This window comes from Acidobacteriota bacterium (genome assembly GCA_016716715.1).
Lineage (GTDB): Bacteria > Acidobacteriota > Thermoanaerobaculia > UBA5066 > UBA5066 > Fen-183.
Map to the genome: position 1 here is coordinate 391,653 of JADJVE010000002.1, position 13,853 is coordinate 405,505.

At 70.8% G+C, this 13,853-nt stretch carries 6 protein-coding genes; 3 read left to right on the forward strand and 3 right to left on the reverse strand.

Annotated elements, in window-relative coordinates; translation table 11 throughout:
• The 3 genes from IPL89_04260 to IPL89_04270 form a co-directional block, all read right to left on the reverse strand.
• Complete coding sequence (locus IPL89_04260; protein ID MBK9062398.1) at window positions 1-9,531, reverse strand: DUF11 domain-containing protein; 9,531 nt, start codon at window positions 9,529-9,531, stop codon at window positions 1-3.
• A 124-nt stretch (window positions 9,532-9,655) separates the two neighbouring features.
• The gene (locus IPL89_04265; GenBank protein ID MBK9062399.1) at window positions 9,656-10,627 is read right to left on the reverse strand and encodes a nitronate monooxygenase; all 972 of its coding nucleotides are present in this window, start codon (window positions 10,625-10,627) and stop codon (window positions 9,656-9,658) included.
• Window positions 10,624-11,085, reverse strand: a complete 462-nt coding sequence (locus IPL89_04270; protein ID MBK9062400.1) for a DUF4442 domain-containing protein — start codon at window positions 11,083-11,085, stop codon at window positions 10,624-10,626. The genes IPL89_04265 and IPL89_04270 overlap by 4 nt, the downstream gene beginning before the upstream one ends.
• 97 nt (window positions 11,086-11,182) lie before the next feature.
• Here IPL89_04270 and IPL89_04275 point away from each other — a divergent pair, with 97 nt between their 5' ends.
• From IPL89_04275 to IPL89_04285, 3 genes are read left to right on the forward strand one after another with little or no spacing between them, the layout of a single operon-like run.
• The gene (locus IPL89_04275; protein ID MBK9062401.1) at window positions 11,183-12,118 is read left to right on the forward strand and encodes a hypothetical protein; all 936 of its coding nucleotides are present in this window, start codon (window positions 11,183-11,185) and stop codon (window positions 12,116-12,118) included.
• Window positions 12,115-12,651 (forward strand): MOSC domain-containing protein, encoded by a 537-nt coding sequence (locus IPL89_04280; protein MBK9062402.1) that lies wholly within the window; start codon window positions 12,115-12,117, stop codon window positions 12,649-12,651. The genes IPL89_04275 and IPL89_04280 overlap by 4 nt, the downstream gene beginning before the upstream one ends.
• A 41-nt stretch (window positions 12,652-12,692) precedes the next feature.
• Window positions 12,693-13,853, forward strand: coding sequence for a succinylglutamate desuccinylase/aspartoacylase family protein (locus IPL89_04285; protein MBK9062403.1), 1,161 nt, complete (start codon window positions 12,693-12,695; stop codon window positions 13,851-13,853).

Below are 13,853 nucleotides of genomic sequence, written 5' to 3' on the forward strand. Positions count from 1 at the left end.
TCAGACCCGGCCGAGCGCCTTCGCGCCGGCCAGCGCGAGGGCGGCGCCGAGGAGCATCAGGCCCAGGACGGAAAGCGACGGCACGTCGGCCGCTCCGCCGTACGAAGCCGAGCTCACGTCGTTCGTCGGGTCCGGGTCGAACTGGTCGCCCGTGACGCGCGCCGTGTTCACGACGTGGGCCAACGGAGTCACGGGCCGGACCGTGACCCGCACCGTCGCGCTCCCGCCGTTCGGGAGCGTCCCGAGCGCGCACGTGATCGTGGAGGTCCCCGAGCAGGACCCTTGCGTCGTCGAAACCGTCTGGTACACGACACTCGCCGGAAGCGGATCCGTGAGGACGACGCCCGTCGCCGTCGAGGGGCCCAGGTTCGTCACGACCATGACGAAATTGATGAAATCGGGGTTCCCCGGAGCGGGCGCCTCCACGGACTTGACGACGACGAGGTCCGCCGCGACCGACGTCGAGGCGCTCGAAGCGTCGTTCGCCGGATTGGGGTCGGGCGTCGCGGACGACACCGAGGCCGCGTTCACGATCGGGCTCGGCGCCGTGTAGTTCGCGGGAATCGCGAAGGTCGTCGTGATCGTGCGCGACGCGCCCACGGGGACCGTTCCCAGCGCGCACGGGAACGGCGTCGCGCAGGCGCCGGCGTTCGACACGAACGCGAGGTTCGGCGGCGTCGGGTCGGCGACGACCACGCCCGCAGCGTCCGAGGGGCCGTTGTTCGTCACGACGAGCGTGTAGACGATGTTCGTGCCCGGGATCCCGTTCGCGGGGCCGGTCTTGACGATCGCGAGGTCCGCGTTGGAGCCCACCGGCACGACGTCCGTCCCCGTGTTGTTGCCGGGCGTCACGTCGCCGCCCCCACTGACCAGTGCGGCGTTCGTGACGCTGTTCGCGGCCGACTGGAGCACGTTCACCGTCACGGAGATCGGGGGCCATGCGGCCCCGGCCGTGAGGACGTCGGAGCGCGAGCACGAGACGTTCGGCGCCGTCACCGTGCAAGCCCACCCGGTGCCGGCGGCGGCCGTGGGCGTGAGGCCCGCAGGCAGCGTGTCCGTCACGGTGACGGGCGCGTTCGTCGGCCCCGTTCCCACGTTCGAGACCGTCAGCGTGAACGTCCCCGCCGACCCCCGAACGAAGGACGAGGGCGCGTGGGTCTTGGCGATCGTCAGGTCGGCGACCACGCCGACGCCGCCCGAGGCGCTCGCGGAGTCGTTCGCCGGGTTCGGGTCGAGCTCCGTCTGGCCCGTCTTCGTGGCCGTGTTCGTGAACGCGCCCGGCGCGAGCGCCGTGACCGTCAGCGTGAGCGTGGCCGAGGCGCCGTTCGCGAGCGTTCCGACCGTCCAGACGCCCGTCGCGGAAACGTACGCCCCTTGCGACGGAGCGGCCGAGACGAAGCCGAGGTTCGCGGGCAGGGCGTCCGTCACGACGACGCCGTTCGCCGTCGAGGGCCCGTTGTTCGTCGCCGTCACCGTGAACGTGAAGCTCTGCGTCACGAGCGGCGCGGGGTTCGACACGGTCTTCAGGAGGCCGACGTCTGCGACGGGAACGACCGTCGTGGGTGCCGTCGCCGAGTTGTCGCCGGGATTCGGGTCGGTTTCGTTCGCCGAGACCGTCGCGGTGTTCGTGATCGACGGCACGGCCGCCGCCGACACCGACACGACGATCGAGATCGTCGCGCTGTTTCCCGCCGGAAGGCCGCCGAGGAGGCACGTGACGGTCGTCGTGCCGCTGCAGCCCCCCTGGCTGGCGGTTGCCGAGACGAGGGAGACGCTGGCGGGCAGCGGGTCGGTCACCGTGACGCCGGTCGCGTTGTTCGGCCCGCGGTTCGTCACCACGAGCGTGTACGTGAGGTTCTGGCCTGCGCGGACCGGATCGGGCGAGTCCGTTTTCAGAATGCCGAGGTCGGCGAGCGGCAACCCGCCCCCGCCCGCAACGACGCCCGCGACGGCACTGTCGTTAGACGTGTCCGGATCGAGCTCGTTCTCCGCGGTCTTCCGGGCGGTGTTCACGTACGTCCCGTTCGCCGTCACCGTCGCGGTGATCGCAAGCGTCGCGGACGCGCCGTTCGCGAGGTTCCCGATCGTCCAGACGCCGGTGCCCGGGACGTAGCCTCCGACCGAGGGCGCCGCGCTCACGAACGTGAGACCGGGGGGCAATGCGTCCGTCACGGCGACGCCGGTGGCGTTCGAGGGGCCCGCATTGAGCACCTTGACAGTAAACGTCACGTTCGAGCCGGCGGTCGGTGTGGGGTTGTCGACCGTCTTCTGAACCTGGATGTCGGCCACGGAGGGCGGGCCGTTCACGACGGCCGAGCCCGAGTTGTTGGACGGGTTCGGGTCCGTCTGGTCGCCTGCGGTCTTCGTCGCCGTGTTCACGATCGTGCCAGCCTGGGTGACCGTCGCGACGATCGCGAGCGTGGCGGACGCGCCGTTCGCGACGCTCCCGACCGTCCAGACGCCCGTCGCGGCCGTGTAGGCGCCCTGCGACGGCGCCGCGGAGACGAACGCGAGGCCGGACGGCAGGACGTCCGTCACGGCGACCCCCGACGCGTCGCTCGGGCCGAGGTCGGAAACCGTGATCGTGAACGTCACGTTCGTGCCGACGGCCGGGGCCGGGTTGCTGACGGTTTTCGTCACGGCGATGTCGGCAACGCCGTTCGGAACGAGGACGGTCGCCGTCGAGGTGTTGTTCCCGGGCGTCGGATCGGGCGTCGACGACGAGACCGTCGCCGTGTTGACGATCGGCGCGGGGGCCGGGTAGCCGGACGGAACGGAGTACGTGGTCGTGATCGTGGTCGTCGCCCCGGCGGCGAGCGTCCCGAGGCTGCACGGGAAGGCGGTGGCGCACGCGCCCGCGTTCGAGACGAACGTGAGATTGGCCGGGGTCGGGTCCCCGACCGACACGGCCTGGGCGTCGGACGGACCGTTGTTCGTGACGACCGTCGTGAAGACGACGTTCGGACCACCCGGAATCGCCGTCGCGGGACCGGTCTTCGCGATCGACAGGTCCGCGGATGGGGCCGCGGTGCCCGTGGTCGTCGAGCTGTTGTTCCCCGGGACCGGGTCCGGCGTCGCCGCCGTCACCGACGCCGTGTTCGAGATGACCGTGCCGGTCAGGACGGAGGGGCTCACCTTCACGGTGAGCGTGAAGACGCCGGACGCGAGCGGCGCGAGCGAGGCGATCGTGCACGAGACGGTTCCTCCCGCACCGACCGCGGGCGTGACGCACGCCCAGCCGCCGGGCGAAACGAGCGACACGAACGTCGTCCCGGGCGGCAGCGTGTCCGACTGGGCGACCGTGACCGCCGTGGACGGCCCTCCATTGGCCACGGTGAGCGTCCAGGAGGCGTTCTGGCCGGGGACGAGCGTCGCCGGGCCGGTCTTGACGACCGAGAGGTCCGCCGAAGGCGCCAGCGTATCGGTATCCGTCGCGGAGTTGTTGCCCGGGTTCGGATCGGTCACACCCGCGGGGACGGAGACGGTCGCCGTGTTCACGAGCGAGCCCGTCGCCGAAGGCGAAATCGTCGCGACGAGTGTGTAGGTCGCCGTGCCGCCTGCCAGGAGAGAAACGGTCGACGCGATGTTTCCGGCTCCGCTCGCCGCGCCGCAGCTCGACCCGGCCGTCGCGGCGCACGTCCACGTCGCCGACGTGATCGCGGCGGGAATCGTGTCGGCGACCGGCGCGTTCACGACGGCGCTCGGTCCGGCGTTCGCGACGACGATCGTGTACGTCGTCGTCGTCCCGGGCACCGCCGTCGGCGTGCCGTCCGTCTTCGTGATCGAGAGGTCGGCCGAGAGGACGTCGAGATGGGCGCTCGTTCCCGCCGGGTTCGAGCCGATCGTCGTGACGAGCGCGCCCGCGGCGATCACGTTGTCGTATCCGCCCGCCAGCGCCGTGGTCACCGGCACCGTGATCGTGCAGCCGCCCGCGGGAATCGAGGCCCCGCTCTTGTACGTGACGCTCGGGCCGCCGGCGGCCGCGACGACGTTCGCCGATGCGCACGAGCCGCCGACGGTCGCGGGCGTGCCGAGCACGAGATTCGCCGGCAGCGTGTCGACGAAGTCCGACGCAAGGGTCAGCGCGACCGCGTTCGTGTTGCCGAGCGTCAGGGTGAGCGTGGAGCTCGCACCGAGCGGGATCGAGGCCGGCGCGAAGGCTTTCGCGATCGTGGGCAGCGCGAGGACCTGGAGGGTCGCCGAGGCCGCCACCGTGTTGCTTCCCACGGTGGTCTGGACGGCGCCGATGGCGATCAGATTCACGTACGAGCGCACGGTCGAGGACGTCACGTCCACCTGGATCGAACAACCGCCGTTTGCGGGCAGAGCTCCCCCGCTCTTGTACGTCAGGGTCGTGGCGCCGGCGTTCGCGACGACGCTGGCGGCCGTACAGCCGCTTCCGAGGAGGAGGTTCGGCGGCGCCGCGATGAAGAGACCCGGCCCGGGGAACGTGTCCACGAGGTCGGCCGTGAGCGTGGCGGCCGTCAGGTTGCCGTTCGAGATCGTGAGGGAGAGCTTCGAGACGCCTCCGGCGCCGATGACGGTCGGGGAGAACGACTTCGCGACGCTTGGGGGCTGGAACGGGTTGACGAACAGGCGGTCCGTGGCCGGCGCCGCGTTGTTCCCCGCGTTCGTCTGAAGCGCGTTTGCGGAGATCGTGTTCACGTACGGCCCCCCGGGCAAGTTGGACGTGACGTCCACGCTGACCGTGCAGCCGCCCGGCTGGATGGCGCCGCCCGTGAGCGTGACGCTCGCGGCCCCCGCCGAGACGGCGCCGCCCGAGCACGTCGTGGAGGCGTTCGGGGAGGCGGCAACGGAGACGTTTGCCGGCAGGGTGTCCGTGAACGGGCTCGAGAGCGTGAGCGCCGACGCGTTCGCGTTTCCGAGGATGATCGCCAGCGTCGACGTGCCGCCCGGATTGATCGTCCCGGGGTTGAACGACTTCAGGACCGTGGGGGGCGTCAGGGCCCTCACGAGGAGGCCCGCGAGGGCGCCCACCGTCGGGCTGCCTCCGTCCGTGACGAGCGCGCCGGCCGCGATCGTGTTCACGAAGAGGCCGGGCGTCGAAGAGGTGACGTCCACGATGATCGTGCAGCCGCCCGCTGGAATCGTGGAGCCGGCCGCGTAGGTGACGAGGCCGCCCGCCGCCGTCACGGCGCCCGTGCACGTCCCGCGGATGTTCGGGACGGCCGCCACCGTGACGGCCGCCGGCATATTGTCGTTGAGGGCGCCGCTCAGCGTCAGGGCCGAGCCGTTCGCGTTTCCGAGGGCGATCGTGAGCGCGGACGTGTCCCCCGTGAAGATCGTGTTTGGCGAGAAGCTCTTCGCCATCGTCGGGGGCACGAGGGCGCCGGGCCCGACGGCGAGGCTGGCGCTGGCCGGCAGCTGGTTGACGCCGGCGCTCGTCGAGAGCTGCCCGGCCGCGACGACGTTCGTGTAGACGCCCGGCGTCCCGGACGTCACGTCCACCGAGATCGTGCATCCGCCCGCCGGAATCGGAGCGGCATTCGCGTACGTGATGCTCGTGGCGCCCGCCGCGGCCGTGACGACGCCGGTGCAGGTCTTCACGATGTTTGGCGCCGCGGCCACGAACACGTTGCCCGGAAGGGCGTCGGTGAACAGCGCCGAGAGCGTGATCGCGGACGCGTTCGTGTTCCCGAGCGTCAGCGTCAGCGTGGACGTCCCGCCGGCGGCGATGGAAACCGGGTTGAACGCCTTGGCCACGGTGGGCGGCGCGTTCACGGTGAGCGTCGCCTGCGCGGGGCCCGTGTTCGAGAGGCCCTCGTTCGTGACGATGCTCGCCGCGGGAATGTTGTTGATGTAGACGCCCGGGGTGTTCGAGACGACGGTCGCGAAGAACGTGCAGCTCGTCCCGGCCGCGATCGTCGCGCCCGTCACGGAGAGCGTTCCACCGCCGGCGGTGGCCGCCACGACGCCGCCGCCCGTCGTCGCGCACGTGCCGCCTGGCGCGGGCACGGACGCGATCGCGACGCCCGCGGGAAGCGTGTCGACGAGCGAGACCCCGTTGATCGGGACGCCCGAGCCGTTCGTGATCGTCACCGTCAGGACCGTGGTCTGGCCGGGGTTTCGCGTCGGGTTCGCGAACGCCTTCGCGACCGTGGGCTTCGTCACGACGAAGAGCGTCGCGTTCGCGGGGGTCTGGTTCGGGATGCCTTCGTCGGTCGTGACGGAGTTCGCCGGGATCGTGTTGTTGTAGGCGCCCAGCGTGTTCGACACGACGTCGACCGTGATCGAGCAATTCGTTCCGGGCGCGATCGTGCCCTGCGTGAACGTGACGGAGCCGCTCGACCCGCCGTTGGCGGTGGACACGACCGCGAGGCCACCAGGGCCGGTCCCGGCGCAGGTCGTCGCCGCGTTCGGCGTGGCGGCGATGAAGACGCCGTTTGGCAGCGTGTCGGTGTAGGTGACGCCGTGCAACGTGAGGGGCGTCGGCGCGCTCGGATCGAACGAGCTCACGAGGCTCATATGGAGGGTCGAGACCTGCCCGACGGCCACCCATGCAGGCGAGAAGGCCTTGAGGACGTTCAGGCCCTGCAGCGTGGACAGCGTCGCGGACGTACCCGTAGCGTTCGTGTACCCCTGGTTGCTGACGACGGCGCCGGCCGGGATCGTGTTCGTCAGGTTCAGGAAGCGCGTGGACGTCGTCGTCACGGTCACCCGGCACGTCGTGGTCGGGGGAAGCGTGGCTCCGGTCAGGCGCACCTTGCCGTCTCCGGCGAGCGCCGTCACGATGCCGCCCGCGCACGTGGTACCGGCGCCCGGCACCGAATAGATCACGATGCCAACCGGGAACGTGTCCGTGAACCCGACTCCCGTGATCGTCGAGGCCGACGGGTTCGTCACGTCGATCTGGAGGATGGACGGCTGCCCGCCCGTCACGACGACCGGGTTGAACGACTTGTTGATGTTGATCTGGGCCGCGATGACGGTCAGATTCGCCGTGACGGCGGCAGTGTTGGACGCACCCTCGGCGCTCGTGATCTTCCCGATCGGGACGGTGTCACTCCACGGCCCGGCGCCGCTCGTGACGACGTCGAAGGAGAAATCGCAGCTGGCGCCGGCATTCAGCGTCGCGCCGAGGAGCTGGGCGCGCGCGATCCCTGGGTTGACGACCATCGTCGGCGAGCCCGCGCAGTTCGTGGCCGCGTTCGCCGGGTTCGCCACCGTCAGACCGGCGCTGAAGGTGTTGTCGTCCACCGCGACGTTCGTGAGCGCGCCGCTCGACGTGTTCGTGACCGTCAGCTTCACGCGGGATACGCCGCCGGAAGAGACGGACGCCGGGGTGAAGCTCTTCGTCCCCGTCACTCCCGTGTTGATCGTGAGGTTGGCCGAGACCGCCGCGGGAATCGTCACGCCCTGCGTGTTCGTGAAGTCCGCCGGGTTGATCGTGTTCGTCTTCACGCCCAGCGTCGACCCGGTCACCCTCACGGTGATCACGCAGGTCGCTTCCTGCGAGGCGACCGGCCGCGCAGGCACCGTCCCTCCGGTCAGCTTGACGACGACGTCGTTCGGGAAGGCCTGCAGGGAGCCGCCGCACGTGTTCGTCGCGGCCGGGTTCGCCGCGAGCGTGACGCCGGCGGGCAGATTGTCGGTCAGGGCGACGCTCGTCAGGGCCGTCACGGTCCGGTTGAAGAGCGTGATCGTGAGCGTCGATTGCTGGCCCTGAGCGATCGCCGCGGGGGCAAACGCTTTCGTGACCGCGCCGGACGCGATGGAGACGACGTTGACGCTGCCCGCGTTGACATTCCCGACGCCGCCCCCGGGCCCCGTGCCCGTGATGCTCCCGATCGGGATCGAGTTCGTGAACGTCAGCCCCGTGGGCGCGGTCGCGGGAAGCTGCGCCCAGATGCTGATCGTGCAGACGCCCGGGCTCGCGCCGACGCCGGCCACGATCGTGCCGCCCGTCCAGAGGAGGCCCGCATCCGCGGCCGTGGGCGCCGCTCCCGTGTCGACGCCCGCGGCGTCCGTGCCCGTGAACGTGCCGCCGGTGCAGCCCGGCGCCGGAGCCGTGAAGAAGCCGCTCCCCGCGTTGAAGAGCGTCATCTGGTTCGTGCCGTTCCTCGGCAGGACGTCCTTGAACGTCACGCCCGTGACCGGCCCGCCCGAGAAGTTGTTGATCGTGACCGTGAACTGGGTCCACTGCCCCGGGGCGACGTTGGTGACGGTGACCGCCTTCGACACCGTGAGCTGCGCGTTTGCCGTGAGCGTCGCGGTGACGGGCCCGGGGCTCGCGAAGCTCTTCGGATTCACGACGGCGTTCGCCGGCACGGTGTTCACGTGGGCGCCGTCCACCGTCGACGTCATGGAGATCGTGAGCGTGCAGTTCCCCCCGGGGCCGGCCTTGGCCCCCGTGAGCGTGATCGTCTGGTTGATGAGGTTCGCAGGCGCCGCGAGCGTCCCGTTCACCGCGCCCACGCCCGTGCAGACGACGGCGGGGTTCGGGGTCGCCGGAACGCTCGTGGCGTCCATGACCTTCAGCGTCGTGCCGGTCAGGTCGTCCGTGAAGCTCGTGATGTCGAGCGCGTTCGCGGTGCTCGCGTTGCTGATCCTGAGCGTCATGACCGAGGGCTGGCCGGCCGGGATGTTCAGCGTGGCGAAGCTCTTCGTGACGCCGATCGGTGTCGCGACGGTGAGGGGCTGGCTGAAGGCCGGACTCGTGAGGCCGCGCGTGTTCCCGATCGCGCCGGCGCCGACCAGATTCGTGAACACCTGGGACGTCGGCACGAGCGCCGGGACGACCACCTTCACGGTGATCGTGCAGGTGCCGCCTCGGCCGATCGTGCCGCCGGCGAGCGTCACGGCCCCGTCGCCCGGAGCCGGAGCGGGCGACAGCACCCCGTTCACAGAGCCCGTGCCCGAGCAGCTCGTCGAGGCGCCGGCAGGGTTCGCGACGACCATCCCCGCGGGGAGCGTGTCCGTGAAGCTCGTGAGCGGGATCGTCGCCCCCGCGTTCGGGTTCGCGAGCGTGATCGTGAGGGTGACGGGATCGCCCGCGATCGCGGGCGAAGGCACGAAGGCCTTGCTTCCCGTCGGGTTGCCCAGCGCATTGACGGACAACGTCGCGCTCGCGGGAGTCGTGTTGAAAATGTCGACGCCGCTTTCCTTCGCCGTGTAGCCGCTCGTCGTCGCGTTCGGCGTCGTGTTCGCGGGAATCGTGGCGACGTGGTTGCCCGTGGTCGTCGCGGTCACGTCGATCTGGAAGAAACACTGCCCGTCCACGGTTCCGGTGCCCGCCGGGATCGTGCCGGCCGTCAGGAAGACCGTGGACGTGCCCGGGGCCGCCGCGCTGACCGTGAAACCGCAGGTGTTCGTGATGTTCGCCGGGCTCGCGATCGTGATCGCGGCCGGCAGAACCTCCGTGACCGCCGCCGCGGTCAGCGGGACGAGGGAGCTGTTCGCGATCGTGATCCGGTACTGGGAGACGTCGCCGGGGTTGATCGTCGCGGCCGTGAACTGGTGGTTGATCGTCGTGGACGCCAGCGCCGAGGCGGAGCAAAGCCCGGCGCCCACGAGGAGCGCGCGAAGAAGCCATGCGGGGCGTTCAAGCGGCGTACGCAAGGATTTCACGAAGGAGCCGCGACGCTACCCGACTCACCCCCGCGACTCAAGCGTCAAATTGCATCAGGACGCGGGCTCAGTCGAGCGCCGCCGCGAAGGTCCGGACGATCTCGCCGGCCGGCTGGACGGACGTGATCGTCGCGACGCTCTTGCCCGCCTGCCAGCAGTCCGCCGACGTCGCGCCCTTCATCGACGCGCCCTTGAGCCGGTAGAACGACGTCAGCGTGTACCACCCGCGGATCCAGTGCTTCGTCGTCCGTCCCTTGAGCATGAGCCGCCCGATCGGGCCGGCCTTCGTCCCCATCCGCTGGATGAACGGCGTGTTGATGACGGCGAGCGGGACGCCCGTGACACGCTCGGTGGGGACGATGTCCTCCTCCTCCGCCGCGAGGATCGCGTTCTTGTAGTCGGCGTGCGCCGTGCACTCGGTCGCCGCGATGAAGCGCGTGCCGCACTGGACGCCCGCGTACCCGAGGTCGAGCATCGCGCGGAACTCCCTCGGGCTGCCGACCCCTCCCGCGCAGACGAGAGGGAGCTTCAGGTCCGCGATCTCCGCAAAGAGCTCCTCGGGGCTCTTCTTCCCGAGGTGCCCGCCCGCCCGCCGATTCACGCAGATGAGGCCGTCCACGCCCTCGGCGGCGGCCTTCTCGGCCCAGCGGCGGTCGATCACGTCGTGGTACACGACGCCCCCCGCGCTCTTCACACGGTCCACGACCCAGCGCGGGTTGCCGAGCGCCGTCACGAAGAAGCGCACGCCCTCCTCGAGCGCGACGTCCACGTAGTCGGACATGCGCTTGGCGTAAACGGAGGACAGGGATTTCTCCGTAAGGACGTTGAGGCCGACGGGCTTTTTCGTGAGCGACCGGATCTCGCGCATCCCGGCGCGGAACTCCCGCTTGTGGACGTAGACGAGGGAGAGCGGCTGAACGATCCCGATCCCGCCGGCCTCGGAGACGGCCGCGACGAGCTCGGGGTTCGAGCAGGGATACATCGCCCCGCAGATGAGCGGCACCTCGATGCCGAGGGCCTCGGTCAGGGCCGTCTTCACGCCTTCACCGGCCCCGCGAGCCACACGGCCCGCCCCTTCGCGACGACGTCGCCCGCCTCGTTCGTGAGGACGCTTTCCACGAGGACCTCCTTCTCGACGATCTCCGTGAAGACCGGCGCGTCGCACGTGGCCGTGATGGTGCCGCGCGCCTTCTTGAGGAATTCGCATTCGACGCGGACGAGGATCGTGCGCATCCCGTCGGGCAGCCCGTAGCCCAGCGCGAGGCCGGTCGTCATCTCGGCGAGGTTGGTGAGGGCGATCGCGTGGATGGACGTGAGGTGGTTGCGCACGCCGCGGCGGTCGCCCATCGCGATCACGGCGCGGCCGGGCTGGAGCACCCGAATGCGCGGGCTCACGCTTCCCGAGTACGGGATCGCGAAGCCGAAGATGCGCGAGAAGAGCCACGGCCCGCCCGGCAGATCCCGGAATCGGGTCCACCACGCGCGCAGTGTCGTCACCGAAGCCGCCATCCGTCCCCCGGACGCGGATTCTAGGGGCCGGGGCCTCCGCCGCCGTCGAGACGCGTTCTCTGGCATCCTGTCGGCGAGGCGCACCATGGCTCCCCCTCTTCTCCGCCGCGTCGCCTTCGTCCTCCTCGTTGCCCTCGCCCCGCTCGCGCTGGACGGCTGCGTCTCGATCGGGGTCTCGCGGGCCGACCTTCCGGCCCCTCCCGAGCCCGGCGCTCCGCCGCGCGGGGCCGTCACCGTCGCCATCTACGAGAAGCCGGCCGACCGCGAGGCCGACCGGCACGCCGCCTTCCCTGTCCTGTCGGAGCTCGTCCGGGTTGAAAAGGCCGGCGAGACCCTCGTCGCGCGCTCGATGAACGCGACGTGGACCGTGCAGGACCTGCCGCCCGGTCCGTACCGCCTGCGCGTCACGAAGAGGATCGACGACCTCGGCAACGTCGTCGCGCTCGACAACCCCGGCGACAAGGCGTTCGACGTGCTCGCGGGAGAGCGAGCCGTCGTCTCCGTCGTCCTCAAGAAGGTGCCCGTCTTCTGGATCGTCGTCCTGGCGCTCACGGTCGTCGCGCTCGTCGTCCTCGCGATCATCGGCGTCCACAAGGGCGACCTCCCGAAACCCCCGCCGCTGCCGCTCCCGCCGATTCCGCCCGTCGCGATCGTCATCCCGCTCGGGTCGCAGGGCGGAGAGGGTGGGACCACCCTGCCCCCGCCGGAAGCCGTCGACGTCTTTCCCGCCCCGGGTTCCGTCGTCGCCGCGCGGCGCGTCGCCGTGACGTTCCTTCTCTCGATGCCGCTCGTCACCGGCGGAATCGAAGAGGGCGCCGTCCTCGCCGTCGGAACGGCCTCGGGCGACGTCCGCGGCGGCACGTCGTACCTCCCGGACGAGCAGCTCCTCACCTTCACCCCGGCGCGGGACTTCGCGCCCGGCGAGGAGATCACCGTCACGCTCGACCTCTCGAAGCTGCGCGGCAAAACGGGACGAACGGGAACAGGAAGGGCCTCGACCTCGTTCAAGGTCGCGCCATGAGGGTCGTCACCGTCAACGTCGGCCTCCCGCGCGACGTCGCGTTCGGAAAGCGCCGCATGCGCACGGCCATCCTCAAGGATCCGACGAACGGCGCCGTCCCGCTCCGGCGCCTCGGCTTCGAGGGGGACGGGCAGGCCGACCCGCGCTATCACGGCGGCCCCGACAAGGCGGCCTACCTCTACCCGTTCGAGCACTACGCCTACTGGGCGGACGTCCTCGGGCGGAAGGACCTCGCGCCCGGCGCGTTCGGCGAGAACCTCACGACCGAGGGCCTCCTCGAGACGGACGTCCGGATCGGGGACGTCTTCGAGATCGGGACGGCGCGCGTCCTCGTCACGCAGCCGCGGACGCCGTGCGCGAAGCTCGGCGCGAAGTTCGGATCGATGACGTTCGTGAGGACGTTCGCGACCGCGGGCCGGCCCGGGTTCTACCTGCGCGTCGTCCAGGAGGGGATGGTCGAGGCGGGCGACGCGATCGCGCGCGTCTCGACGGACCCGAAACGGCCGACTGTCGCCGAGGTCTACGGCTCTTAGCGGCGGGGGCGCCCCGCCTGTAGACTTCGCCGGGAGTCGACATGGCGAACTGGGAACGGAAGGAAATCGCTCTCCGGACGATGGCGACGGGGCACGTGCTCACGGCGCCCGTCTTCCGGTGCCACGGCCGCAGCGAGCGCCCGCTCGCGTACATCCAGGCGAACGTCCACGGCGGCGAGCTGCAGGGCAACGCGGCCATCCTCGCCCTCTTCGACCTCCTCGAGAAGGAGAGCCCGCGCGGAAGCATCGTCCTCGTCCCGCGCGTGAACCCCGTCTCGGCCAACCAGCAGGTCGGCGACTACGTCGCGGGCGTCTACGACTTCGGGTCCGGGCAGAACTTCAACCGCGGTTACGTGAACCTCACGGGGCCTTCGCGGGGCAGCTCGGCGTGCTACGTCGACGTCGACGCATTCGCCGCGGTCCACCGCGACGCGACGCTTTCCGAGATCCGCGACGGCTTCCGCGAGGCCCTGCACGGCGCCCTCGGGGCCGTGCGCGAGGGCTCCGGCCCCTGGGGCATCGAGAACCGCCTCGAGCAGTCGCTCGCGATCCAGGAGATGGCGCTCGACGCCGACGTCGTCCTCGACCTGCACACGGGCGACCGCGCGCCGCGCTACCTCTACGCGCCCGCGGGCACGACGGCCGCGACGCGGGCGTTCGGGATCCCGTTCGTCCTCGAGGTGCCGCCCAAGTTCGGCGGCGCGCTCGACGAGGCCGCCTTCGTCCCGTGGAACGACCTCTCGGAGGCCTTCCGCCGGATCGACCGCACGGACGTCCGCCGTTTCGTCGACGGCTTCACGGTCGAGCTCGGCTCGATGAACGCGTTCTCGATGGCGCAGGGAGTCGAGGACGCCCGGCGGATCGCGTCGGCGCTGCGCTACTACGGCGTGCTCGACGGCGAGCCCGACGAGCCGCCCTACCGGATCGTGTGCTGCGACGTGGGCGACTACCGTTCGATCTACGCGCCCGCCGCCGGCCTCGTGGACCAGGCGATATCGCCCGGCACGCCCGTCCGCAAAGGCGACCTGCTCGCCCGGATGGTCGACCCGTCGCGCTGCACGGCGATGCCCCCGCGGTCGGCGGACGCCGTCGTCGAGGTGCGCGCGCCGGACGACGGCGTCGTGCTTCTCTTCCACGCGTTCGCATCCATCCCGAAGGGCGCGCGGCTGCTCTCGATGATGACGAACGTCCGGCAGCTCTAG